This is a genomic window from Mucilaginibacter terrae, from assembly GCF_042679325.1.
GTDB classification, from domain to species: Bacteria; Bacteroidota; Bacteroidia; order Sphingobacteriales; family Sphingobacteriaceae; genus Mucilaginibacter; species Mucilaginibacter terrae.
In genome coordinates, this window is record NZ_JBHTMJ010000003.1 from 153,149 (window position 1) to 179,036 (window position 25,888).

Annotated in this window: 25 protein-coding genes; 2 read left to right on the top strand and 23 right to left on the bottom strand. The window is 42.7% G+C overall.

Going from position 1 to position 25,888, the window contains the following annotated elements; genetic code table 11:
• Positions 1–6: 6 nt before the first annotated feature.
• The gene (locus ACFQ3S_RS02735) at positions 7–1,098 is read left to right on the top strand and encodes an acyltransferase family protein (protein ID WP_377160992.1); all 1,092 of its coding nucleotides are present in this window, start codon (positions 7–9) and stop codon (positions 1,096–1,098) included.
• Here ACFQ3S_RS02735 and ACFQ3S_RS02740 read toward each other — a convergent pair.
• The 17 genes from ACFQ3S_RS02740 to ACFQ3S_RS02820 form a co-directional block, all read right to left on the bottom strand.
• On the bottom strand, positions 1,093–3,201 hold the full coding sequence (locus ACFQ3S_RS02740; RefSeq protein ID WP_377160994.1) for a LamG-like jellyroll fold domain-containing protein: 2,109 nt from the start codon (positions 3,199–3,201) through the stop codon (positions 1,093–1,095). The genes ACFQ3S_RS02735 and ACFQ3S_RS02740 overlap by 6 nt on opposite strands.
• 5 nt (positions 3,202–3,206) lie before the next feature.
• Positions 3,207–4,793, bottom strand: coding sequence for a hypothetical protein (locus ACFQ3S_RS02745; protein ID WP_377160996.1), 1,587 nt, complete (start codon positions 4,791–4,793; stop codon positions 3,207–3,209).
• A 3-nt stretch (positions 4,794–4,796) separates the two neighbouring features.
• The gene (locus ACFQ3S_RS02750; RefSeq protein ID WP_377160998.1) at positions 4,797–5,462 is read right to left on the bottom strand and encodes a DUF6712 family protein; all 666 of its coding nucleotides are present in this window, start codon (positions 5,460–5,462) and stop codon (positions 4,797–4,799) included.
• Between the two features lie 69 nt (positions 5,463–5,531).
• Positions 5,532–6,809 carry a hypothetical protein gene (locus tag ACFQ3S_RS02755; RefSeq protein WP_377161000.1) on the bottom strand — a complete coding sequence of 426 codons (1,278 nt, stop codon included), beginning with the start codon at positions 6,807–6,809 and terminating at the stop codon, positions 5,532–5,534.
• Between the two features lie 109 nt (positions 6,810–6,918).
• The gene (locus ACFQ3S_RS02760; protein WP_377161002.1) at positions 6,919–7,509 is read right to left on the bottom strand and encodes a hypothetical protein; all 591 of its coding nucleotides are present in this window, start codon (positions 7,507–7,509) and stop codon (positions 6,919–6,921) included.
• 191 nt (positions 7,510–7,700) lie between these two features.
• Positions 7,701–8,912, bottom strand: coding sequence for a hypothetical protein (locus tag ACFQ3S_RS02765; protein WP_377161004.1), 1,212 nt, complete (start codon positions 8,910–8,912; stop codon positions 7,701–7,703).
• Between the two features lie 133 nt (positions 8,913–9,045).
• Entirely contained in the window at positions 9,046–10,251 is a 1,206-nt protein-coding gene (locus ACFQ3S_RS02770; RefSeq protein WP_377161006.1) for a head maturation protease, ClpP-related, read from the bottom strand.
• A 452-nt stretch (positions 10,252–10,703) separates the two neighbouring features.
• The gene (locus tag ACFQ3S_RS02775; RefSeq protein WP_377161008.1) at positions 10,704–10,961 is read right to left on the bottom strand and encodes a hypothetical protein; all 258 of its coding nucleotides are present in this window, start codon (positions 10,959–10,961) and stop codon (positions 10,704–10,706) included.
• Positions 10,962–11,160: 199 nt separating this feature from the next.
• Positions 11,161–13,641 carry a hypothetical protein gene (locus ACFQ3S_RS02780; protein ID WP_377161010.1) on the bottom strand — a complete coding sequence of 827 codons (2,481 nt, stop codon included), beginning with the start codon at positions 13,639–13,641 and terminating at the stop codon, positions 11,161–11,163.
• A gap of 59 nt (positions 13,642–13,700) precedes the next feature.
• Complete coding sequence (locus ACFQ3S_RS02785) at positions 13,701–14,267, bottom strand: hypothetical protein (protein WP_377161012.1); 567 nt, start codon at positions 14,265–14,267, stop codon at positions 13,701–13,703.
• 70 nt (positions 14,268–14,337) lie between these two features.
• On the bottom strand, positions 14,338–14,601 hold the full coding sequence (locus ACFQ3S_RS02790; protein WP_377161014.1) for a hypothetical protein: 264 nt from the start codon (positions 14,599–14,601) through the stop codon (positions 14,338–14,340).
• 89 nt (positions 14,602–14,690) lie between these two features.
• Complete coding sequence (locus tag ACFQ3S_RS02795; protein WP_377161015.1) at positions 14,691–15,329, bottom strand: hypothetical protein; 639 nt, start codon at positions 15,327–15,329, stop codon at positions 14,691–14,693.
• An 82-nt stretch (positions 15,330–15,411) separates the two neighbouring features.
• Positions 15,412–15,711 carry a hypothetical protein gene (locus tag ACFQ3S_RS02800; protein WP_377161017.1) on the bottom strand — a complete coding sequence of 100 codons (300 nt, stop codon included), beginning with the start codon at positions 15,709–15,711 and terminating at the stop codon, positions 15,412–15,414.
• Between the two features lie 65 nt (positions 15,712–15,776).
• Positions 15,777–16,130 carry a hypothetical protein gene (locus tag ACFQ3S_RS02805; RefSeq protein WP_377161019.1) on the bottom strand — a complete coding sequence of 118 codons (354 nt, stop codon included), beginning with the start codon at positions 16,128–16,130 and terminating at the stop codon, positions 15,777–15,779.
• A gap of 343 nt (positions 16,131–16,473) precedes the next feature.
• A complete protein-coding gene (locus ACFQ3S_RS02810) occupies positions 16,474–16,779 on the bottom strand; it encodes a hypothetical protein (protein ID WP_377161021.1) in 306 nt (101 codons plus the stop codon).
• A 313-nt stretch (positions 16,780–17,092) separates the two neighbouring features.
• Entirely contained in the window at positions 17,093–17,608 is a 516-nt protein-coding gene (locus ACFQ3S_RS02815) for a hypothetical protein (RefSeq protein WP_377161022.1), read from the bottom strand.
• Between the two features lie 162 nt (positions 17,609–17,770).
• Entirely contained in the window at positions 17,771–19,834 is a 2,064-nt protein-coding gene (locus ACFQ3S_RS02820; protein WP_377161024.1) for a hypothetical protein, read from the bottom strand.
• Positions 19,835–19,932: 98 nt separating this feature from the next.
• On the opposite strand from ACFQ3S_RS02820, the gene ACFQ3S_RS02825 reads away from it, so the two are divergent.
• Complete coding sequence (locus ACFQ3S_RS02825) at positions 19,933–20,094, top strand: hypothetical protein (protein ID WP_377161025.1); 162 nt, start codon at positions 19,933–19,935, stop codon at positions 20,092–20,094.
• Here ACFQ3S_RS02825 and ACFQ3S_RS02830 read toward each other — a convergent pair.
• The 6 genes from ACFQ3S_RS02830 to ACFQ3S_RS02855 form a co-directional block, all read right to left on the bottom strand.
• The gene (locus ACFQ3S_RS02830; RefSeq protein ID WP_377161027.1) at positions 20,060–22,234 is read right to left on the bottom strand and encodes a hypothetical protein; all 2,175 of its coding nucleotides are present in this window, start codon (positions 22,232–22,234) and stop codon (positions 20,060–20,062) included. The two genes, ACFQ3S_RS02825 and ACFQ3S_RS02830, sit on opposite strands and share 35 nt — an antisense overlap.
• Before the next feature lie 30 nt (positions 22,235–22,264).
• Positions 22,265–22,714: a hypothetical protein gene (locus tag ACFQ3S_RS02835; protein WP_377161029.1), complete on the bottom strand. Its 450-nt coding sequence runs from the start codon at positions 22,712–22,714 to the stop codon at positions 22,265–22,267.
• Between the two features lie 188 nt (positions 22,715–22,902).
• On the bottom strand, positions 22,903–23,049 hold the full coding sequence (locus ACFQ3S_RS02840) for a hypothetical protein (protein WP_377161030.1): 147 nt from the start codon (positions 23,047–23,049) through the stop codon (positions 22,903–22,905).
• On the bottom strand, positions 23,046–23,747 hold the full coding sequence (locus tag ACFQ3S_RS02845) for a hypothetical protein (RefSeq protein ID WP_377161032.1): 702 nt from the start codon (positions 23,745–23,747) through the stop codon (positions 23,046–23,048). The genes ACFQ3S_RS02840 and ACFQ3S_RS02845 overlap by 4 nt, the downstream gene beginning before the upstream one ends.
• A 257-nt stretch (positions 23,748–24,004) precedes the next feature.
• Positions 24,005–25,213, bottom strand: a complete 1,209-nt coding sequence (locus ACFQ3S_RS02850) for a PBSX family phage terminase large subunit (protein ID WP_377161034.1) — start codon at positions 25,211–25,213, stop codon at positions 24,005–24,007.
• A 119-nt stretch (positions 25,214–25,332) separates the two neighbouring features.
• A complete protein-coding gene (locus ACFQ3S_RS02855; protein ID WP_377161036.1) occupies positions 25,333–25,827 on the bottom strand; it encodes a terminase small subunit in 495 nt (164 codons plus the stop codon).
• Positions 25,828–25,888: the final 61 nt, after the last annotated feature.

Below are 25,888 nucleotides of genomic sequence, written 5' to 3' on the forward strand. Positions count from 1 at the left end.
AAATAAATGGGTTTAAAATATTATAAGGAACTCGATGGAGTAAGGGGTTTAGCGGCTTTAATGGTTGTTTTGTTTCATATTAAACAATCAGGCTTAAGTAAAGATGCATTTGCACAGATAATATTTAAAGCTGGTAATATTGGACAAACAGGTGTTATATTGTTTTTTGTATTATCTGGATTTTTAATTACGAGAATCTTAATTGTTTCAAAACATAAAAACGGCTATTTTAAGAATTTTTTTGTTCGTAGAAGTCTCCGAATATTTCCGTTATATTATCTTGCTTTAGTAGTTTTCCTCATAGTATATCCATATTTAGTGTATGGACAGCCAATTTCATTTGATAAAAGTTGGACATTTTGGTTATATCTGCAAAATATAGGTATGACGTTTAAATGGAATCAAGAGGGTCCTGCCCATTTATGGAGTTTAGCAGTTGAAGAGCATTTTTACTTAATTTGGCCGTTTGTAGTATACTGGGTATCTGATAAAACACTTTTAAAAATTATTGCAATTGTTATTTTCTTTTGCATCGCTTTTAGAATTCTTTTATTAAATAATGGCTATGCAGGGATTTTTTATTTCACATTAACTACGGTTGACTGTTTAGCAATTGGTGGTTTTGTGGCACTAAACGAAAAATACAATTGGCTTAATCTAAAACAACTTGGCTTTATCTTTTTTATAACTGTTATAATACTTGGTTTTAATTGGATTTTATTTAAAGGGAAAGGTAATGACTACATACAAATACTAAAGTTGCCATTTATTGCAATTTTGTATATGTGTGTTATTAACTTTCTTATTAGTAGTGAAAGTTATTTTAACACTATATTCAAAACGAGGTTTTTAACTTATACAGGAAAGGTTAGCTATGGTCTCTACATTTTTCACCCATTATGTATTGAATTAATAAAGAAGTTTTATATACAAAAATCCTTTCTGTTTTATTTAGTCGCGGTTTTTATGTCATCTTTTTTACTTGCTTCATTAAGTTATTATGGTTATGAAACATGGTTTTTGAAATTGAAAAAGAAGTTTGAAAACTTTAATTGGAATAAGGTAAAGTTGTTGTCTCGAAATAGAGAATCATTATAGTGCTTGGCTTAAATTTATTGTACCATTACTTATGGTTAAACGACGTCTCGTTCCATCAACCTCATCCTTTAATATTAATCCCTTTCCTGTTGTAATTATTTCTAAGTCGTTTGTTGTAATGTTGCCTTGATCCGTCATAGACTGTAAGTTTGCATTAATTTTTATTCTGTTACCATTTGTGCTAAAGTAAAGATTCGTACCATCGTATTCCCAAGCACCATTTTCTATTGTGTTAAGCAATAATCCAGGTCGAAACTTTAATGCTGAATCACCCATTGTAGCCTTCCCCGCAGCAAGTTCTAAATACGCTGATGATACAGATCCCAATCCATCTATAAATCCATCAAATAACGGATTGATTAATATCTTTCCGAAATTGTCAACCCAAAGTGGATAGGAGCCATTAATTAGAACTCGGAAAGCTTTGCCTTGTTGTATGTTTCCTCCGGCAGCATCACCAAATGTTTGTTGGCCGCGTTCACCATTTGTTATACCATCTATTGAATTAAATACAGTGGCTTCAGAAGCAGTACCACCAGTTGGTACTTTTCCATTATTACTCCAAATAACTGTATTGTATAAAGTAAAGTTGCCATTTCCGGTTAAATCTATAGATGATGCACCGTTACCCTCATCAAATTCCCACCGTCTTAATAATCCTATATTTGGAGGGGATGCTGTACCAAAACCCGAGTTGTAGATTTTATTAACGCTTTCATTACCGGATTGAGGTAATGCATAATTGTATATTAATACTTGGTCTATAAGTCCTAAATAACCGGCTCCGCCGCTACCATTTCGGCCAAATTGCATAGAACTTGGTGTAGAGCTAAATGTAATTCCAATTGTATAGATTAAAATAGTATTTAAATAGATACGTGCATTTGAACCATCAAATGTTACCACGAGGTTTTTCCAACCGACTGATTCAGAGTTTGCTGCTGGAGAGGCAATTACAGTATTTCCCTTACTTACCATAATCTTATTTGCTATTGTCCTAATATTGACACCATTTAAATTAGACCCCGTATCACCCCAAGATACAAGATTTACTCCAGCACCACCTGTTATGCCATATGTTGGATTATACCAAATGGAAACTGAAAATGGAGAATTGTTTTGTGGTATATTGTTGAATGGTGCAACAGCGTAATGATTACTATTAGTAAAGCTAATGGCTTTTCCTATTGCCCCCGATTGAAATACATTATTCTTTAATGTTAAAGAGTTACTTGTTAAGCTCTTAGTAAAGGTTGCATAAAAGCCAAGACTTCCAAATCTCATCCCGTCTAAAAATGTCCATAGACCGGATACAATACGCGAAATACCTAATGTTCTTGCAATGCCTTGCCAAAATTTCTTCGGTGTAACCATAGTTTGATCTTCTATGGTCGTTTCACTTTCTATGGTAGCTTGAGTAGCTATTTTTGCAATACCCCTCATGGCTTCGGTAGCTTGCTGTTGGTTAGTATCAAAACTGCCCCAGTTCGCTTCAACCTGACCTGGGTTGGCTATCTTGGCATAAATGGTATCACCAGGTTGATAATAATTTATACCTATACTACCTCCACCTGTAATATTATAGGCATCACCACGCCGTATTCCACCATTGGTACCAGTGCCCAATGTTGGGTAAGAACTATTGATTGAAATATCCCAATCACCCGCCGTACGATAAATAGCTGCAACTTGTGTATCGGTATAAATTTTTGCAGCGTTTAGGGTTGCTGTATCACCTGATGCAATACCAGCTATCAAATTAGCATCAGCCAGTTGTCGTTCCGTTCTTTCAGAAGAAACCTGGCTATCGACATAAGCTTTATCTGCCTTGCCCGACAAATCCACATCCGTTTGCAGCAACACCAGTTGCTCATCGGCTACGCCATCGCGCCACCAATACAAACCAATGCTTGCACCATTTACAATTACGCATTGCAGGCCCTGGTAGCGGAGTGCGGGTTTAATCAAATCGAGGGCTTCGGCAATGTTGGTGAAGGGTATGGTGGTTGATCCGTTAAATTTGCCGTAGCGCTTATCGGTAGATACGGGGTTGGTTACATCAAAAGGTTTTGCGAACTGGAAGCCCGCTAATTGTTCGGCCATAAGGTTTATATTGTTAATTCATGGGTGTGCGGATCGCCGTAAGGCACGGCTTGTTCATACAGGTAAACGTCATAGCTTACGTCGCCGGTTCCACCATTTTTTAGGTTAAAGGTTTGCTTGCCGGCCAGGTAAATAGATTTCACATCTCCGTTGGTTTGCACATCTTTTGCAACGGTAAGCGATCGGCCAATGCCGTTACGTACAGCTACAAAAAAGCGTTTGTGGGTGGTGCCGGTGTTGAGAGATATAGGTATGCTGCCGTTTTCCCAAATGAAATTTACTGAGCCGCCGCCCGATACGCCTCTTAATGAGTCGCTGCTAAGTGCCGCTGTATCCGGCAACGCACCATAAAAGACCTTGTACCTTGGGGTAATGGTGGTGGTTGAAGAAACTGTACCGTCGCCAAACTGACCACGGTTATCAGGTTCTCCAGCATCATTAGTTTTAATCGGGGCCGATTTATAGTTATAAGCGGAGGTGAAGGAAATGGCTTCGGCAGTGGTGGTAACAGCGGTGTGATCTGTAGGGTCGGTATTGCCAATCTGAATGGCTGCCGCGTTGCCTATTTTTTTAGTGATCAGTAACGGATTGGTATCGGCCAGCCCCCCGGCGCTGTTGTTATTAAATTGTGGATTGATATTAAAGTCAACAACCTGTCCAACTTCAATGTTAGCTGTTGGTTGTACTGCTTGTGTTGCGTTTATTTTGGCTGTAACCACTTGTGCTGCTGTGGGTAAGGTGTAAACTGGTGCATTTACATTTTGATAAGCCTCCTTAAATTGCATATAGGCATTCGCTGCTGCCGGTACGGTCATGTTATTACTGTACTTACCAAAAGGCACAGAGCCGTAAACTTTCCAGGCCGGGGCTGCAGTTTTACTAAGTACTTCGTTAATGGCGGCTATTAAGTTGCTCTTATCAGTGGTAGAAAGATCGCTCAGGTTGCCCAGTTCGGCAATGTCCTGGGTCATGTATTTACCGGTACCCCAGTCGCCGTTTATTTTCGGGCCATAGATTATCCAGGTGGTGGTGTTGATGTAGAAGTCGCCATTAGTGCCTACCGTTTGGTTCGATGGGTTTATAATACCGTTCAACACGGTTTTACCGTTTACGCCGGGTGCGCCGGTATCACCTTTAGGGCCAGGACCGCCTGCCGGACCATCCAGCATCGAGAACACCATTTCCCAACCCCCAACGTTTTTTTGATAGAATATGCCGTTAGCCGTATCAATATAGGTATCATCAATCTGTCCGCTCGCGGCATCGGGTTCTCCAAAACCATAGGTAATGCTGTTGCCTGCCGGTGCATTTGGCGGAAGCGTGAACACCTGCGACCAGCCCCCATTTCGTTTTTGGTAGAACGCGCCGCTAAAGGTATTAATAGCTATATCTAAATCCTTGTATTCAGTGTTTTGAGGGATGTTGGTGACAAAAAATATCTGGTTCCCGGAGGAGGTGTTAGCAGCTACATAATCGCGCAGCTTATCGAAACTAAACTGGTAATCGGTATTATTCCGTACCAGTACGCCTACATCATCGCCCGTAAGGGAAGAGGGGACAACGGGTAATTCGCTTATTTTTTTATCGGGCATGGCTTAATACAGGGTGTCTAAGGGTAAAAAGTTATCTATTTCGGCAACACCGGTACTGTCGTTAAAATCGGTATGGTCAATGCCGCGGATGCGCGGACCGGCCTGGCGGGCGCTTTTGTTGCGCTCGTTATAACGCCATAAAGGATAGTCGGCCTGGTTGTCCTGCAAAAACTTTTCCACCTCGTTGGCATGGGCATTGGCTACGCTGCGTTGTTGCTGTACCAGTTTCAAAATGTCGGGCGTGCTTACGGCCTGCGCGTTATCGTATTGTTTAATTACTGGTCCGGTAGCGGTAAAGTGCACGCCGTTACTTTCTATAAAGCGGGCGAAGGTGAAGTACACCAGCGTAGGGGTAAGGCCTTCGTATGTTACCGTATAACCCGACCGGTCGATGTACTCGAAACCGTTAAATAACTTTTTATAAACCTGTGGGGCATCGGTTTTCATTTGCCCGGCATCGTCGAAGTATTTAAGCAGCTGGTAATATAAGGGGTAACCCATAAAGGGTTTCAGATCCAGTTCCTGGGCTTTTTTGATGAACACCTGCAGGCGCTCGGGTTTAATATTGGTAGAGATGTCTTCGAATTGCTGGAAGACAGAGGGGGAAATCAATATCGTGGTAGCCCCCCAGCCCCCTGAAGGGGGAGTAGAAGTTTGGTTGCCGGTCATAACAGGAAATTAATGTGAGTTATAGATATAACCCTCTGTTCCCCCTTTAGGGGGTTAGGGGGGTATTAGTTAGGGGGTTACCATCGCTTCCGCCTCCGCTTGTTTAAAGCCGTAGGCATGTATCAGGATGGCAATTTTATTTGTGGTAGGTATTGCCGAAAGCAGGATTTGGTTGATGCTGGTGCCGGCGGTCATGCCGGCGCTATCGTCGGCTACGTTGCCGGGTACGGGGAGTATGTTCCAGTTGCCCGATGGGTTTAGGTTTTGGTGGAAGTTGCTGAACAGTTCGGCAAATATTTCACTAAGCTCCAGGCGGTCGGGGGCGGTGTTATCGTTAAACTCGCGGATGGCTTCCTTTTTTTCGCCACCATTGCTTAATCCTGATGATTTTTCGGCGTTGATCAATTCTTTGGGAACCGAGAAGCCTTTGATGATCCGTGCTTCTACCGATTTTTCGGTAGCCTCAAACAACTTGTCGTTATTCTGAATGGCGTAAGGCTTAAACTCCGGTTTTGATGCTTCGTCCTCATATTCAATTACGATGATCTTTTGTGAGCTTTTAGTACCTTGAAATGCGCCCAGGTCTTTTTCCAGCTGCGATGGAGTATTGCTGCTTTGTCCGTCTGGGGTGCTATTATCGGCTTCTTCCCGCCGGGCTTGCATAAACAACATGGTGGATGGTAAAAAGCCGGTGGTTACCTCACGGTTATTGAAAGTTTTGATACCGGCTTCGGTTTCAAAGTCTTCCCATACGCTGTCGGCTTCTATCAAGGGGTAATCGTCCACCTCGGGGTTAAAGTAGTAGAGCTGACCTTTATAGTTTCCCCAGCCACCGGCCTTAAGCACTTGTTCCTCAATAACGGTAGGGTCAGGGTTATACCGGTCGAGGAAAACGATCTTAGAACGCATTACATGTTTCCAGCTTTTGCGTCCCCAGTCGTTATACAAGGCGAAAATACCTTCCGTTTCTGCACAATCAACATTACCCATACGGATGTCTTCAAATTTTACATAATGGGCCGATGCTATCTGGTAATTGGCGTTATAATTTAAGTGGATACCGAACCCGCTGAATAAGGCCTTATCGGTAGCTACGGCTTTTAGGAGTTTAGCCAGGGTCAATCCTTTATTGTTAACCGGCTGCTTTCCCAGGCTTTTCTCTTCGAAACCGTTGCCGCCTATAAATTTGGCCCGCTTGTTCCAGCAGTCTTTTGCCGTTGGGGATGCGGCCACCAGTTCGAGCATACGCTGCGGATACGCGTTGTCCACATCATAATTCAGGATGCCATAAGTTTGGTTGGGCCGCACCTTTATCCGGCGTTCAATTTGTGGTAGGTAGGTTTTCATGTAGCCTCACCCTAACCCCTCTCCAAGAGGAGAGGGGCAAAGGATTTATTTAATTGTGATATAATTGGGTTTAAAGTCCTCTCCTTTAGAGAGGATTTAGGTGAGGTTTTTAAGCTGCCGTTAACGCTTCCAATGCCGCAATGGTGGTAGCATAAGAGGCCGAACCCGATTCGGAAATGGATACGGCACGTGGAGGATAGGGTTCGCGCAACTTATCGGGATTGGTAAGTTTAAGCTTGTAGCCGCCTTCTAAACCTTCGTCTGCAGCATTACGCTCGGCTTCGGTGAGGATCAGGCTGTTTACGGCGCCAAATAGCTCTACCGAGGAATCACTTTCTTTGTAATTGTTAATAACGATGGCTTTCACCCGGCCGTAACCCATGGCGCGCAGCTGGCCTTTAATATCAACCGAAAGACCGGCAATGTTAAAGTCTATTTCTTCGGTATAACGCGGACCAACCTGCGTTTTGGCCAGTTTGCTCATGGCGTTGAAGCTGTTGTTGGTTCCTTCAAATTTGAATACTTTACCGCTACCTATTTTTTCCAGGTCATCAATAATAAGCGGGTTGGTGGTGTTATAAGTGATCTTGATATCGTCTTCGTTGAAGATGTAGATTACATCTTCAATACCCGAGGTAACGGGCTGCGAAGTGGCAAGGCTAAAGCCTGCGTTAATTTTGTTATAAATGGATGTTGGCATGTTTTGGTTGTTGGGTTGGTGGTTATTAAGTTATTTAGGAATAGTATCAAGTAGTTAGTATCAAGTAGCAAGACAAGAAAGTTGAGGCAAAGTGACAAATGCAGAAAGCGGCTTACTTGAGAAATTGTATAAGGAAGGTTGAAGTGATAAGGCAGGAAAAATCTTGATACCTGATACTAAATACTTGCTACTTAAATTGCCGACAGGTAAAACAGTTCGTTGGCAAATTTGAAGTTAACGGCGGCTTTCATACGAGCTTTCATGCGTACCACGTTATCGTTAGTGTAAGGTTTCATGTACACGGTAGATAGCTCGCTTTGGTCGCCCAGAAGATCCACACCCAGGAACAAGTTGCTCGAACGTGCACCTAATATAGTGTTGGCTTGCCAGTGGTTCATGAGTTGCAGTGGAAGACCGAGGTAGTCCATCTTCTTTTTATCGGTAAAGGCATTAAGTACATTGGTGGCGTTGTTGGCCTGTGCCTGGGCGTAAGCATAACCTACGTGTAGCGGGATTTGCAGGTTAAAATCTTCCTGGCTGCGGTCGGCCGGGTCCAGTTGCGAGTACACATTGCTCAGCACTTCCAAAACGTTTTTAGCATTAATGAAGCTGATGCTTGCCGCAGTTGAGGTGCCTGTGAAAGTGGCCGCTTTACGAGTATTCATTTCATTGTAATTACGAATGAGCTGAAATGTGGTAGCGCTAAGTACTTTAATAAAGTAAGACTGGCCTGGCAGATCAATACCGGCTGCGCCATTGGTGGTATCTTTACTGGTGCCGGTTGCTGCTGTAATGGTTACTACATCGCCATCTACAAGTGCTGTAGTGCTGGCTACCGTTACTACACCTGCAATGCTGATAGCCGATACCGACATGGATGTAGACGTTTTTCCTAATCCAACTTTGTAAGTGTCGGTACTGGCAGCAATGGAAGGTAATAAACCTTTAAAGGCTGCCGAAAATGTAGCTTCTTTAGTGGCATCTTTACCTAACCAGTATAAACGCTCGTTGGCAATCTGTATTTTGGTAAGGTAACGCTGCACCATAAAGTCCGATAGGTCTACCACACCTTCGTAATCGCCGAAGGCACCGGGGGCCAAGCGTTGCGATTCCCAGCTTTGTACCAGTTTATCCCATTGCTCCTGTTTCATAAACTCGTAAGTTACAGGGTCAAGGTAAGTTTCGGCTTGTAAGGCAGTGGTAGCTTGGTCGTTAAACATACCCGATGGGTTTTGCAGCTTAATGTCGTCATCAACATCAAGTATTACCCTTTTCGATTTTACATCGTTAATTACTGTTAATAGTCCGCGTTTTACGGAATCGGCCTCAAGCAGGGTGCTGGCCATAAAACCTGCCAGCGCTTCGCCGGCATAGGTGTTGTTAGTGAAGGTGAATTGAGCCATGTGTTTGGTTAGCGCCGTGTTGCGGGGTTGCGAGCGGCGGGTTGTTTTGAATTAAATTTAGTGGAAGGTTTTATTTGGTTGGTTCGCGACTTACCGAGGTTTCTCTGGCAACTCGTAACACATCACCGGCAACTCATTTACTGTCGCCAACCGCTTGCTTAACCGCGTTTTGGGCTATGGTTGATTGCGGTGCAAAAAAGGGCTGCGTTTCTGTTGTGGCCTTGTTGCTGCGTTTCGATCCTTCGGGGGTAAAAGTGGACTTGATCTCGTTCTTCACCTGGGTGTGCGTTTGCTGCAGGCGGGTTTGGGCGCTTTGTAAGGTGTTGCGGGCTTCGGTAAGCAGGGCGTTTTGGGCATGGAGTTTGGCTTTAAGGGCAGCTACCTGGTTTTGTACATCGTGCGGTTTAACTTTGCCTTTGGGTTTCCCGGCTACCTCTTCATTCTCGCCACCGGCAGCTTCTTCGGCAGGTTCCAGCTTTTCTACTTTGCCGCCTTTGGTGGTTAGCTGTTGGCCATCGGCGGTGGTGTACACGTCGTCAACGGCGGGTTCGTCCAGGTCTTCGCTGTTGTACACTTCAGTGCCGGGTTCCAAATCCGCAGTGTGGTGCAGCGGACCTTTGTCGGTCATGGTTTGTTTGTTCATCACTTTCTTAAAAAAGTTCATCAGCTTGTTTAAAACCGAGGTGGTTTTGTCAATCAGGTCGGCATTGTGCATGTTCATTTGTTTTTGGGGTGATTTATTGGTGTTAACTAAAATTTTGTTGATGCAGCGCTGGTAAACGGCCGGTGCCGTGCTGGTGCATTTTTGCAGAATGGCGCTGTTGGTAATGGTGGTTTGGTAATCTTCAATACTATCAATAAAGCCCAGGGCCAGCGCCTGATCGGCCGTCATCCAGGTTACGGCGTTAATGAGGCTGTTAATGGTTACTTCGTCTAACCCGGTTTTATCGGTATAAATTTGCGCCAGGCGGGTTTGTACGGTGTTGAGCATCTGTACGTCTTTCAACAACTCATCGGCATTGCCGCCGCTGCCCGCCATAGGTTTGTGTATCATGAGCAGGGCGTATTTGCTCATGATAATTTTGTGCCCGCCCATGGCTACAATTGATGCTGCCGATGCGGCCAGGGCATCAATGTAGGTGGTTACCTGTGCGGGGTATTTCTTTAACAGATCGTATATGGCAATGGCATCGAAGGCCGAACCTCCTGCCGAGCTGATGTGCAGTTCCACATCGGCACCGGCGGCCAGCTGCAACTGTTGCTGCAAATAAGCCGACGACAAGCTGCCGGAGCCAATACCATCCTGATCGGTATCGTAAAGGTAAATTTTGTAGGGCATGGGGGTTAGTTGTTGGTTGTTAGGTTATTGGAGGATGTGCAGATGTGAAAGGCTGTCTTGAACCGGAATTTTAGGAATTTATTGAATTGCCATAATTTGGGAAGATTCAATATTAGAAAGGATTTCTGTTGATTCTTTAATCCTATAAATTCAGATCCAAGAAGGGTTTTTTGAGAGGGCGCAGAAAGAAATTCTGTTAATTCTTTAATTCAGTAAATTCAGATCCAAGAAGGGTTTTTTGAGAGGGCGAAGAAAGAAATTCTGTTAATTCTTTAATTCAGTAAATTCCGGTTCAAGACAAGCTTTGATTTCAGATGCGTTTCTCTGATTGACAATTCAAATATCGGGAAACTTTTTGGTTGTTTTCGTGACACTGTTTTGTCACATAAGCTAATTAGTGAAGGAGTGGTGTTGTATGCTGGTTGGCATAGTTCAAAGGTGCGAATAATTATTTACTTAGTTCGTGACACTGTTTTGTCACAAGCGTTGAAACTGTTAAGGGCACGCCAAATGGTACGTTTATCCTTATAAAATTTTATTTCGGCCTCTAACACGGCCTGGTACTTATTTAAATTACGGGTTTGCATCTGTGCCTTTATCCACAGGTAAATCTCCCGATAAAGGAAAACCTTATCGGTTATAAAGCCGGCCTTGTACATTTCCATAAAAGTGCCGTTATCGAACAGGGTATTGGCTAAGTTGATATTCATTTGAGGGTAGGTGTTGTGGTGCGAGGATGGGGGAAAGAAGGTTGTGGGGCTTGGGTTGCGAGGAGCGGGGAAAGAAGGTTGCGGGGTTTAAGTTGCGAGCATTGCGGGTGGAGTGGTGCCGGGAGACTTACTGCAACTGCCACTCACCCCTGCCACTAAAAACTCTTGTCTCTTGTTTCTTATCTCTTGCCTCTTGAGCTTAAAGATTCACCCTATCCACCGTTTGGGCCAGGATGTTTTGCTGGTTGTTTACGTCTTTCACATCCACGTAAATGGGGGGGAAGTTGTTAATGAGCTGGTAAGCCAGGGTATTGGCCATGTCTTTTTGGTCATTCACGGGCTGACTGTAGTAGCGGTTGGCATTGCCGCCATCGGTAAAGATACCGCCTATGGCATAACCACGGCCTGGATTAGGCATCGAAAAATCGCGGCCGCCGTGGGCCACGTTAATAGCACTCACCAGGTTACGTGCCCAGGGGTTGCGCATCGCTTCCGACACCACCACCGCCTCGCCCGAACGCAGGTAAGCGTTGGTATTATCGGTACGGCTGTAACCGGATAGGAGGGCACCACGGCCGTCGGACACGTACTGACCGCCTTGTGAGAAGCCGGGCTTTTGTTTAATGATGGATGCCAGGTTTGATGCCCCTACAGCGGCCACTAAAGCGGTTTCGGCTATGGCTTTAGGTACGCCCACAAATGGGATACCTGTATTGGCCGACCAAATATTCATTATGGACTTTTTAGTTTCAATAATGACTTGTGCGGCCGCGGCGGCCTGCTGGGCTTTAAATGCTAAACGGGCTGCGATTGTGTTTTTGCCAAATATGCCGGTTACGGCAGTAGCTACACTACTTATACTTTGTAAATACTTTTTTTGATTAGCTACCTCCGCATCCTGCTTTGCCTTATTAAGTTGCTCCGTATCATCTTTATACTTCCTTTTAATTCTTAATAGTTCACTCTCTTTTAAGCCTTCAGCACTTATAGCCTGATCGTATTCCAGTTTGAGTAAGGCTTGTTTGTCCGTAAACTCTTTTTGCCAGTTACCGGTTTTTCCATCTTGGGCAATACTGTCCTCAAGTTCTGCCTTTTTATCTTCATTGGCAAACCCTTGCGATAACTTGCCTGTGTCTTTTATATGTTTAGCATCAAGTTGTTTATTGACTGTTTCTGCTCGATTAATTAAGTTTTGTGCATCGGCTTGTTTTTTAGTCAAATCATCTATCAGAACTTGGGTTTCCTGGGTTATAGTACCTGCAGAAAGTCTTTCAATTTCAACTTTATAATTTTGGATTATATTCCTATTTTTGGTAATGACTTGCTGAACATTAGTCGACTTTTTTTCGTAGTCGGCGTTTAATTGTTGTAAAGCCTGTTCTCTTGCGTTTAGGCTGGTTTGCTTCAGTTCATTTTCGTATCCGGTAAGTTCTGTTAGACTTTCCTGGTAAAACTTTTGATTGATGTTATTAAGCGTTGTTGCCCGTTCTTTTTCCAGCTGTTCAACAGTTTTGCCATTAGCTTTGTGAAGCTCTATGATTTTGTCGAAATGTTGGTTAGTTTCTTTGACCTCACGGGCATATCCTTCTAATACCAGCAATGCTTTGCGTTCGGCAGATTCCTTTTGTACATCTTCTTCGCTTGGGCCTTTAGGTGGTTCTTGTAGGTTATTGGAGAAAGAAAGTTTAGTTTCATTACTGTTAGCAGTAACAGTCTTTTTTACTTTTTTATTTACTATAGGTTCTGCATAGTTTTGTACAGAACCTTTTGCTATAATGTAGTCAAACCTTGCAATTTGACTTAGGTACTCCTTATCTTTCTTTTTAGCTTTGTCAAATCTTTGTGTAGCATCTCTCAATAAATTAATATCGTATCCTGCTTGGTATACTCCATTAATGGTATGGCCTTGACGCGATTCTATCACGTTTTTCTTCTTTCCAGTTAAATAATCATTGCGATCGCTTTTTGCGTCATAAAATTCTGGTTTTAATTCCTCTCTTAATTTAACATATTTAGCTCTTTCAGCATGTACCGACTCTTCTAAAGCTTTTTGTTTTAAGGATTTGGTATAAGCATCAATAATCTTTTGACCTTCTTTGGTCTTCATATTTTGTAATGTTAAGCCTTCAAGAAGTTTAGGGGATAGGCCTATTAATTCTTTTAACGCATCAACGCGTGTTTTGTGGTGAAGGTCAGTATTACCAGCCTTGTTTACCAACATTTGCGCTTTAGATAAATTATCAGCTACATTTTCAACATAGCCCTTCATTACATTTTTATATTCTCTTAATGCTTGAGCAGCCTCCCTCGTTTTATCTGATTGAAACATTTTGTTTAAAAAGTCAAGAACTTGCGGACCATATGTGGTTATTAGTGTAAATGCAGCTGCGGCAATGCCTGCCCAGCCACTAAACGAACCAGAAACTTCTTTAATAGCGGTCTTAAGTGTATTGTAAGTGTCAGCCAAATTGTAAACACTATTTTTGAGTTTGGTGCCCCAATTTTCCGCTTCTAAATTTTGCACATTAAGTTTGCTTAATTTATCTGTAGACGCTACAATTTCCTTATTCAAATTATTTACTGCATCTCGCAGGCTATCAAAGCCCGCTTTGTATTTGGGCAATTGACTAAGAGCATCTGAGTTGATGTTTATATCAACATTTATTTTTTGATCAGGCATGGCAGTTTATGTTATTTATGATAAATGGCATAGGTTTATTTGAAAATAAATCTTTCGATCTATTTTTTTGATTTAAGTACATCTTCGTCAGATATATCTAATGCAAGAATATATAATTGATTATTAGTCCAGGTATAATTTTTAGGCAATTCGCCATCATAATTCGTATCGCTGAAAACCTTTTTATACGGTTCAATCTTATAAAAATTCGAAAATACTATTTGATCTCCTATCTTGATATCCAATACCTCCCTACCTTGATATAAACCTATGTAAGCAGATTTAACTCCTATTAAGTCGCTTTCCGCGAAATATTTATTTACATTAATTACATAAGGTTTTGCAGTAGGATTTAGAGTTTTCTTTTTGAGTATTTTCTCATAGTCATCTATAGATAATTTGTCGATGTCTTTTTCAGTAAGTGGACGTACTATACGGTATAAAAATACTGCTGTAGAATTTTTGTCTTTAAACAACTCATCAGATGCATACATCTTATCACCCATTTTGAAATGATTGTGTGTTAAGTTGTAATAGAAAGCATTGACGTGCCATCTGAAATAATATCCTAAAACTGATAGTACAATTATAGAAATGATTGGAAAGAGTATTTTATTTTTTTTCATGTGTTATATTGCTAATAATATTGGTAAATATAATGATTGCTATTATAAATTACAAGTTAGTTATATTGAATTAAATGTTAGTAGTTAGAGCAACCGAAATCGCCGTATTCCACGACAACATTGAACCGGCTAATTGGGACAATATGCTCTTTGGTTTTTCGCCATTGGCTACCAGTTCCTTGTTGGCTTTGTTGAATTTTCCCATGCTCTCCACTACGCCCGGTAGTTCTTTAGAGATGGCAATAAGTCCGGCCTGCATGCTATCCGCAAATTCGGGAAACTCTTTACTTAGTCCTTTAACTGAGTCTCGCAGACTGTTAAAGCCAGAGTTCAATTCATTTAAGTCTTGTTGATTATTGTCCATAATAATATGAATTCAATGCCAAAAGGCATAATATTTCTAAAAAAAGTGCATTAAGCACCCTATTCCTTTACCTTTCTGAAGGTTTTAATTTCGTTTGTACCTAAATCTAATAAACTTACATAGAACGTACTGTCTGAATCTAGGTAGTCATCAGGCATTTTATATTTATGGCTAATAATACCATCTTTGATGAGGGCATTTCTGTTAGGATTAATAACATAATGCAAGACTGGGTGGAATTCGTCATCGAGCCGTATATTGACAATTTCATATCTTACATAAGTTCCAATTACTGCACTATTATGTTTACATAGGCTATCGCCGCTAATTTGCCACCCACGCTCCATTATATAAGGTTTGTGGGAAGAATTTAAGTTAGCTTTGATCACCGATTTTTTATATAAATCTAAATCCATTGCATCTACATCGCTTTCGTTAATTGGTCGTACAAGTTGATAAAGATCCAAATTATATCCTTCACCCTCTTCATTTACGTCGTTCAAATAGAAATTCTTTGCATAGATTTTGTCTCCAGGTTCATAATCATTGTATCGGAAGTTAATGTAATACATGTCTAAATATTCTCGATTAGAAATAAATATGGCACTAATTACGGTAATTATGAATGCACTAATTATCCAAGCTTTATAGCGTTTATATTTAGGAGTTTTCTGGTTGGTTATAGTGTCAATGGTCATGTAATGTTTTATTTATATTGCTAATAATATTGGTAAATATAATGGCTGATATTGTAATTTACAACAGATGTATTAATAAAAATTAAGTAATTAGTAAGGTAGCGCCCAATGATATTGCCGTATTCCACGACAACATAGAACCTGCCAACTGAGAAAGTACACTTTTGGGTTTGCCTCCCTTAGCTGCCAGCTCTTTGTTCTGAGCATTTAGGCCTATCATCGAGTCCACTAAATCTGGCAGCTTACCTGCAACGGCAGCAATACCCTCACCTAAACTATTTGTAAATTGGGGTATTTCGCCATTAACCGCCGCTAAAGCTTTCTGTAATTCTTTTATAGCATCTGTAGTGCTATTTAACTGTTGTTGCGTGTTGTCTGCCATTTTTATGTTATTTATGCCAATTGGCATATAAAAATTAATAGGTTTACTTGACTTTAAGGTTAAGTTTAATTGACCTTATTACTTACATCATAAGGTGCGATGTAATAGTTGTGGTTTACATATAAAAAACCATTACTAACATCATTCTTGAAATTGTTGTCTCTCTTTACTACTTCCGAGTCAATTTGAATTATATATAAATTATCTAAGCCTGATACATTTTTATATTCGATATGGCAAATTTCATGACCCAAGTATTTACCTATATATCTTCTATTTGTTCTCAACAAGGAGTCTGTTTCAATATGGATACCAGCAAAAACAATGTAAGGGAAAGTTTTATCGTTATTTTTTGCTAATCTATATAATGGTATTCCTGTAAACTCCCCATTTTTTATAGCAGAACTACTTACAAACATACTATCATTAATGTTAAAGTGATTGTGCTTTAAATTGCTGTAACTAAGCCTTAAATATAGCTTATTACTTATGCCCAAAATTACAAGCGCAATGATTATAAATGAAGCTGTAATCCAACCGATAAGTTTAGTTTTGTTTTGTTGTATCCATTTTATGAATTTATCAGTCTGTTATGTTGCTAATAATATTGGTAAATATAATTGGTGCTATTGAGAACTCCAAGATAAGTTATTAACAAATGATAAATGGTAAACAGCGGGAGTAAAGCCAGTGCCAGCAAGCATATTATAGAAGGACGAACGAAATTTTGTTATCAGCCAAAGGCCCAGGTATGGCAAATGCTTATTTTCCTGTGTTAGCAACCCAAAGAGGTTCAACATAATAATTTTCATTCACATAGGTGTAATTGCTACTATTTTCCTTTTCATATTCTATATATTTTTTTACTAAACCTGTATCAACTTTTATAATATAAAAATTATCCAAACGAGTTGCATCTATGTATTTAACCTGATGGATTTCATGGCCTCCATATTTTCCAATATGTATTATATTTGATGGAGAGGAGGATTTTGCATTGATATAGCCACCGGTTAAAATCATTTCAGGCGAACCATCGCCATGCTTGCTTTGTGCTAATCTTAACAAACGTATCTGCACGTTTGAGGATAGTTTTAGAAATGATTTATTGGCGTACATATCATCATTAACCTTAAAGCGGTTTTCATTGAAATTAGTATATTGAAGTTGTAAATATTTTTTTTCACAAAGCTAACAGCAATTATTACAACAAGTATTGTTGCACCTACTAGTAAGCCCTTGTAGTTGGATTTTTTAATTGTTTGATTATTCATGAAAAATAATGGTTGCTGTACACTTGCCGTACTATATAATTATAAATGTGATCAAGTTTAATTATACGTATATGAGGTAATTAAAATGTTAAGACAATGGTTAATTGCTATTTTTTATCAGACACGAAAGCCCTGATTACGTAATAATCATTGTTAACATAAACATAGTTGCTTTTTGCTTCACTTTCCTGATCCATGCTTTTTTCCAATACATCGGGTTCTACCTGTATAGCATAAAAGTTGTCCATTCCAGATTGATCTTTAAACTTAATGTCCTGTATTTCATGACGAATATAGCGCCCGATAAAAGTGTTTTTTGTTTTTAGGGCAGGTTCTAACGTGATTTTATCCTTTACAAATACCATGTAGGGAGAACCTTTGCCATCGCTGTTTTTTACTAATCTTAGCAATGGAATACCGCCAACTTCACCAACTTGCATTGCATAAGGGCTCGCGTACATGTTACCATTAGTTTCAAAGTGGTTATTTTTTAAGTTGCTGTAGCTAAGTCTTAAATAGAGTTTGTTATTCAAGCCCAAAATAACAAGAACAATAATTACGATAGACGCTGTAAGCCATACTACACGTTTAGAACTACTTTTTTTAGTTTCGTTTGTATTCATTATTTAGGTTATAAGGTCATTCATGTGATTGCTAATAATATTGGTAAATATAAAATCCATTTTCCAAACTTCCTATACTGTGGAAAAATAATCCTCAAAAAAAGTTAAGGTCATTAATTTAGTAGTTTACTCCACACCCCGCTCCGAACACCCCGCACCTTTCTATCCCAGCTTCACCAGTTCTACCTTGGTAGGCTGCCCTTTGCGCCAGCTGTCTATTTTGTTAATGTAGTAGTAAGCGCCATCCTGTTGCAGGTAAACGGGGATGAGCAGGTCAAGCTCCAATATATCGCGCGGGGTGAGCATAAACCAGCGCACTACTTTTTTGGTTTGCTTAAGGATTCGCTCTAACTCGGGATAGTAAAGGTTTTTTAAGCCTTTCAGGTTTTCGGTGCCTGTTCCTGGCATATCGGCCCAGCACAGGTTGTGTTCGCCGTCGGGTTTGTAAAAGTACGGTACCGATAGGGTATCGTTTACCACCGTGCGTTTGCCGTCGTCATCCACAAAGGTTACGGTTTTGCCGTCGGGTAGTTTAAGCTTCTGGTCTACCAGCAGGCGGGGCTGCGTGCTAATGCTGAACTCGTTATCGGCACCATCGGTGGTGTCTATTTTTTTAATAATGGCTATGCTGCCGTTTAAAAATGGTCGGTTAAAGGTGGGAGCAAACTGACTCTCAAACAAATCGGCGGTGGCGGGCAGGGTTTTATCGTCTACATTAATTTGCGCTAGGCCAAAGGTTTTGGGCAAAATGGCCTCATCTTCCTTATGCTTTAAAAAGTTGACCTGGGCATAACTGCCTAACTTAAAGGAGATACTTTTGCCCTGGTTAAGGCATTGGGCGGTCCAGTCTTTAGTGCGGGGTATGTTGTTTACAATATCACGGAAGGAGGCAAAGTTTACCACCTTGCTTTCGGTATTGGTTTGGCAAACAATGCCGAAGCGTTGCAGGGTATCTTTCAGCAGATCTTTCTGGCTAATATCGGGGAAGATGCGTTCGCACTGTACCATTTGCCCCAGCAGCATATTTTTGGTTTTACTCACTACCGATAGGGTGGCACCGGCGTAAATGTACACAGTGGTGTTGCTGCTGTTATTTACATTGTATTCGATAAACAGTTCCTGGCCCTGCAATAGTTCCATCTCGCACGATAGCTTCTGGTTCCGGCGTTCTTCGGTATATTGCTGTTGACCGTCAACGGCGGCATCGGTGAGGGCCGAGGTAATGGTAGTAACCACGCTATGGCCCCCGGTTCGGGGGTCGATGGATTTAAGCCTGATTTCAATACCACCGCCCTTGCTGGGTTTTTCGCGGCTGTTGATAAAAAGGTCGAAAGTAAAGCTTACCGATACACTGCAACGCTGCAAAGCTTTATAAGCATAACGCGACGGTACGAACGGATTGTAAGGATATGCATTGCTATGGATAGGATAGGGGTTAACCTTATTTAGCGGAAACTTACCGGCATAACCCAGGTTTCGGCCGGCTGCAAACTGGTTGCTGTTGCTCACGCTAATGGAGTTATAATCGCGCAGGGTTTGCTGATCGGTGCCGTGCTCAAAATCATCGTTGGCAAACTGAACAATGAGTTTGTTAAACAATTCATCCTGCAATAACGAGCCGGTTGCCTTAAAGCCCGATGCCTGGGTAATTAACTCAATAGCGGTTTTTAAAAAGAAACCCGGTCGCAGGTTTTTAATGTTGATTTGAACGGGTTGTGCCGGATCATACGCCAGGTTGCCGTAATCAATAACCGGCCATATCCAGCCAGTGGTGTTGTATTGAGAATACACCACATTATCCAGGCTCCAGGTATGATCGTAAGGCAGCCAGGCTTTTGCTTTTCCCCATGTGGTATTGCTATCTCCCATATCGTAAATGCTGCCATCAATAGCGTCAAAGTAATCCACATTGCCCGAGAGTACGGTTATGCTGGCGGTGCTATCGTCCACACTACCGAGTTCGCCAATGCCATAGGGGATGATCTCCATACCATCCTGCACTACTTTGGCCGCATAGCGGGTGTAAGGCAGGTTGGTAGTAAAGGCCACGTCATCGGGGTAACCTAATATTTGGCGGTTACGTTGCGTAAGCGGCAGCTTAAACTGGTTGCTGGTATTGCCCTGCTGGTTCTTCACCTCGGCCAGGTTATTAATTTGAAAGGTAAGCGCAATGGGGCTGTCGTCGGTTAAATCGACCAGGGTATCGTTGAGGAAGAGTTGAAGCATGAGTTTATTGATGTGCAAATGTGCTGGTATGCAGATGTGCAAATGATTTTTAAATAAACATTAAATTAAATAGTTAAAACATTAAAAGAGTAAGCGACTTGCCCTTATCCGCACATCCGCACATCCGCACATCCGCACATCCGCACATCCGCACATCCGCACATCCGCACATCCGCACATCCGCACATCCGCACATCCGCACATCCGCACATCCGCACATCCGCATTATTGTGTTTGTATATTCAAGCCCGGCAGGTTAAAGGTGATGCTGAAGGGGGCCTGGCCGTTACGGGTTTCGTACTCGGCAAAGGTGGCGGTGTTGAGCACTACGGTTTGCCATTTTATGGGATTATTGCTCACCAGCATTTGTACCTTGGGCGAGTATTTAATGGATTGAAGCCCCTTAATATCGGCTACCGACAGATCTTCGGCCATTACTTTCATTTTAACACCAGCACTTTTGCTGATCACGTCTTCCATGGCATCCTGGTTGGCCCAATCAATAATGTGGTTTTTAACGATCACGGCGTTCTGTACGTCTAACGTTACTTCCTGGTTATGTACAAAGCGATAATAGTTCCAGGAGCCTGTAAGGCCTATCCAGCGCAAATAAACCGATTGGAGGTTGCCCGCAGTATCCACCCTAATGGTTTGTGTTTGGGTAACAGTGTGTATGGTGTTCCCGGCATCGGCATATTTTAGTTCGATATTAAAATAATGTACGCGATTGTTAAAGGCGGTGTTGATACGCAAACGGTTCAGGCCTATGTGCTGCGCGATGCTTTGGGTAATAGGCTCATTGGTTACCGGCTGCCTAAAGATGACCAGTTTGCTATTGTCCTGGTTAAGCAGGAATGAGCTGTCCTCGTTGAGCAGGTAAGTGTTCTCCACACTATCGGGCAGGGGCTGGCGGTTAATATCCAACGGGGTAATTTCGCAGTACACGTTTTGCCCGGCCAAGTCTTCGCTGTAAATAAAACCAATATCGAATGGATAGCCTGCGCTGTAAGCAGGTTCGGCAAAGTCGGTTATCCAACGGGCACGTTTGCTGGCACCATCAACGCTTTTAAAGGGGACGAAAGCTGCCATGTTGCCGCCATGCGCATCGCCCAGTTGGCGGGCGGCGTACAAAGCGTAATAGGGTTGAGGTATATTTATATAAGCTGGTTCGGTATCGGTTCCGGTGGCTACATTTTGCCAAACCTCAGCGTAGCTAACGGTGTAGCTGGCACTCAGGTTATCATCGCGGTAATTTACCTGGGTGTTATCGCTATCGTCTTTTGCTCTTAGCAAGCTTTGTAAAAAGCTGGAAACATCGGCCTTAACCAAGCCGCTGCTGTTTGGCCTGTGTGTGGCTTTAATAGTTTCCACCTGCCCGGTAATTTTATCCTGATAAGTAATTTGCGTACGTACCTGGTAGTAGGGGCGCAATTTATTAATGTTGATATAACCTCCTGTAACCGTGCTGGCCATGTACGACATGTTGATGGTAATTGTGCTGCTGCCCAAATTAACACTTAGCACTTTGTAAACCCCGTTGTAAGCGCCGGCATTAATATAAACCCAGTCATCGGCGGCTAAAATAACTGCGCCTGCACCTAAGGCACCGTTAACTATAAAAGTTGCGTTGTGTGAGGCATCGGCATAAATGAGGGAAATACCAAAATCGCGCCGTTGATAGGTGAACACAACCGGGTTAAAGGCAGCACTCCAGCGACTAATATTACCGTTGCCAAGGTTGACGGTTGGATCGGATAGTAATAAATTTGCAACCGAAGGCAGGCTAAAGTTTTGGGCCACTATGCAACCGCGGGCATCTCTTACAGTAGCCGTGTACCCACCACCCGCTAAATTATTAAATGTAGCCCCGGGTTGGTAATCGCCGGTGTTAAGCCTGTACTCCAAAGGCCCTGCGCTGGTGCTGGCATTAATGGTAATTTGCCCGTTGTTACTACCTGTATTACTTTCTTTTTTATCAATAACGATGCTATTAATAGTAGCATCACAAACTCCCGGGGGTACGTAGGCACCGTTGTTTTCTATCACATTACCTACAATAATTACATCGAACGTGTACACAAAATCTTGCCCCGCCTCATACAATAGTGCATCGCTGAAAAGCTTGGTTTTTAAACCTATTAAAGTGGCTGTGCCTATCGGTCCGGGTACGCCATCATAATATTCCTGGTAGTTTACAGTGGCATAATTACCTGGCACTTTGGTGCCGTTTTCGTCGCGCACCTCAATGTAAACATCGGCAAACCGCTGGTAGTTATTTTGAACTTCATTGCCAAGGAATTGATTGGCTGGATTATCGTCCAAACTAACTGGCGAAGAATTATCGACACTTGGCTTTACTATACGAGTGCGTGCGTAGGTAATTTCGGCATATTTAGCCATAGGTTACAAAGGGTAGGGTGTGTAAAAAATTTAGTTATAATTTTCAAAACCCAGCGTTTGCAGGGTGAGGTTTAAGCTTACCCCGGTGGTGTTTACATCGTATTTGTTGTAAACAGGCAGGCATTTGGCCTTACTGCCGGCCATTACTTTAAAATGGCGGGCGGGGCCATCGGTATAACGCGCTGTTTTTACTAAAAATTCATTAGCTAAATGCAGGGCTTGGCTCACATAAGTTTCATTATCGGCCGTGTACTGGTCAAAGCTGGTTTTAAACAAAAATTCGAGATATACCGTAAACGTGTTGCTAACCGATCCATTAATGGCCGGCGACAGTTCGATCGACTGTAACGGGTACATAAAAATGCAAGGGTAGGCTTCATCGTCGGCCAGTTGATTGAGCTCATTGGCGGTGCCGTAAACAAAGCCCGGTGTGCTCGTTAATGTTTGGGTGATGTTGTAGATGTGATTGCGTATGGGCATGGGTAAATTAATGAGTGAATTAGTGAGTGGTGAATGAGTTAATGATGTGTAGATGCGGGGATATGCAGATGTGCAAATGCGGGGATGTGCAAATGTGCAGGTGAAGAAAAATTTTGCTGATGCTCAAACCTTATTTACAGCAGGGTATTCTTACTGACCACTGACCACTGACCACTGACCACTGACCACTACTTCTGCGCTTGTAGCAGCTCGGCGTAGCGCTTTTGAAAGGCCGATTCGGTTTTGTTGAGCAGCAGTTTGGTAAGTACGCGGTTATAAGGTAAATTGAGAATGATTTGCCATTTGGTTACATCGCCTCCGGCGAGTGCGTTCACCGTGTTAATGTACCGAAACGGTCCAAAATCTTTAATGCCCGCCCGCTGTTCCAGCGGCGAAACAGGCGATGCCAAAAGCCGGTTTTCGGCCTCGATAAGTTTGGATAGTTCAAAAAAAAATAGCGTGCTATGGGCAATACATCGGTGACCGGCAAGCGTTCTACTTCGCCTGTAAATTCGGCCGCTAATTCTTCATCGTACGGCTTGCCCGTTACCTTGCTGTAGAAATAATGAGCCAAAACCTGGCTGCAGGTTTGCAACGATGGATTGAAATTTTGCTGCCAGTTTTCATCGCCATGCAAGGCAATATGTTTGCTGATTTCCTCGGCAATAATATCCCTCGAAGCCATGAAAGCACCCGCCGGTTCAACCGATAAATTTTTCATGACTTTCACTTTTTGAGGCTTTCCATCAATAGAAAAAGTTACGGTTTGAGGGATGGCTTCACTGTTATAAAGTTCTTTAATTTCCTGGGCCAGCATCAGCACCTGATCGTTAAAAACCTGTAGCTCGGCAAAGCTTTTTACCTGCTGCAAATCATGCAGCGGCACCCCCGAAAGGATGTGGATAGCCTGCAGATCGTCCAGCTTGTCGGCCGCCTGCATGGCCATTAATTGTCCCAGTTGCAGTTCGTGTAAAGTGGTGGGTATGCTAACTTGTAATTTGCCGGTTAAGGTTTGAAGTGTTTTTTGAATCATGGGGTTTGTTCATTGGTTCAGTTGTTCATTGCTGAACATCGGGTTATGTGCATGGCTATTGTATCGGTTTTATAGATATAATCGTTCTTCGTCCCTATTTAGGGATGGGGGCGGTTGACTTGTGCAGTGGCCGGGAGGGGTTTGATGGATTGCCATGCGAGCTGGCGAAACCCCTCCCTGCCCTCCCCAGGGAGGGATGAAAACTTACTCTCCGCACCAAACCCCCCCGCCCCGCAATCAAAAACCTCGAAACCTCCTTACATCATCCCCAACGCCTCATCGCCCCAAACCGTTTGCGGTTTCCAGGGCAGGCGGGAGCGGGTTTGGCCGGTACTGCTCACTTGTAGTTTGTTTAAGGCCACGTAGCGTAGCGGATCTATCAGGTGGTTCCAGCTATCGGTAGGTACGTTGAGGGGGTTGCCCGATGCATCTACCTTCCACTGGTAACGGCCTAACTCTTTACGCAAATTGGTGCTGCTGCGGGTTACGTTAATGCGGTAACGGCGTAAAATATCTATGGATAGCTTAATGCTGTCGTTCCCTTTTTTGGCCGGTACTATATTCCAGCCCAGCCGCCGCAGTTCTTCAATGGATTTAGGTTCGGCACTGTCGGCCACCATTTCGGTGTTCTTGCTCATACGCAGGGCTGCCATGCGCTTATGGAGATCGGTGTTGGTCAATTGGGTTTCGTACAATAGTTCGTTCACCCATAGTTCACCGTTTTGCAAATAGACTTCCAGCAGGCCCGTTTCATCATTGCTGAAGCCAAAATCGAGCCCGTAGGCAATGCGTTTGGCTTGTGCAGGTACTTTTTCGCACAGCAACCAGTTGTTGAGCACCACGCCCCTTATTTTGCCGGTTAAGCCACGGGCATATACTTTCCATTGCTCCTCATCCTCGTTTCGCACTTTCTCAATCTTTTCACGGATGGCATCTTCTAAAAAAGGATTATGCCGGTGGTCGGAAATCAGCAGTTGTACGCCCTCGTGGCCTATTAGCTTATCATGCACCCAAAAGGATGCATTGGGGTTATAATCTAAAAAAATACGCTTACGCGTACGCAGGGCCAGCTCGGTGTAAATGGCGTAGGTAATGCCATTTGCTTCGTTCACAAAAAGGTAATCGCGCTTACCACTTTTGGCATCCTGCGCATCATCGTAACTTTTAAATTCCAGCAATGAGCCATTATGAAACTCATAGATCCGGTCTGATTTGTTAAACGACCTGATCATGCTTTGCAACTCGGCCGAACTGCTTACAATGCTCTGTGCATCGCGCATGGCCCCGGCTTTAAGGTTCGGTATATCCTGACTAACCACGGTAATTACCACTTTAGGCTGCTCGCAAGCCAGTGTAAACAGCACCTGTTCAATAGCATAGGTTTTGCCCGAACTGGTACCGCCCTGGTTAACCACCACCTGCGCCTTGGCATTATAATTATGTTTAAAAAGAACTGAAGTTTGCATGGTGGAAGTTGAAAGTGAAAAGTTTAAGGTTTAAAGTTTTCGGTGATTTGAAGATTAAAAGTTACGCAGAAAAATTTAGCGCGTTGTAAGGAGAATTACCACTTGCATTTAACTTTCAACTAAAGGGTCACTTCCTGTTCGCGGGCGGCAGGAGCGGGCCCGGTTTCCAGGATCTCTATCTTAATAGTTATGTCGCTTACAGGTGCATCACCGGTTGGTTTATACAGCCAGCCTAAACTTTTAAGGGCAAAAATAGCCCCGGTTGCAGGTTGCTGGTGTAACATTTTTTCGTACTCCGCTTCAATTTGGAGCCTGGCGCGTTTGAGTATGGCAGCAAAGCGTCCGTTTTTTTCGTAAGCTTCAAAGGCTTGCAAGCTTTCAAACCCCAGGTGCAGGGCCAGTCCGCTCAGGGTAGGTGGCTGCGGTTGTCGGTCCCAAACTTTTTGTTCGCGTATTTCGGGCGGACTTTTAGCCGTGGGCTTAAAAGGCAGGCTTTCGGTATGGTGCTCGCCTTGTATCCATTCAAAATAGTCGGTAATGCAATGGGTAATGTGTTCGGCCCTGTTAAATAAAATGTATTTGTTCTTCATTATGATAGGAGTGCCGGTTGGCATAAGGAGAATGTAAAAGTAAGCAAAATAATTGAGAAATGCAAATATTTTTAGCAAATAGTGA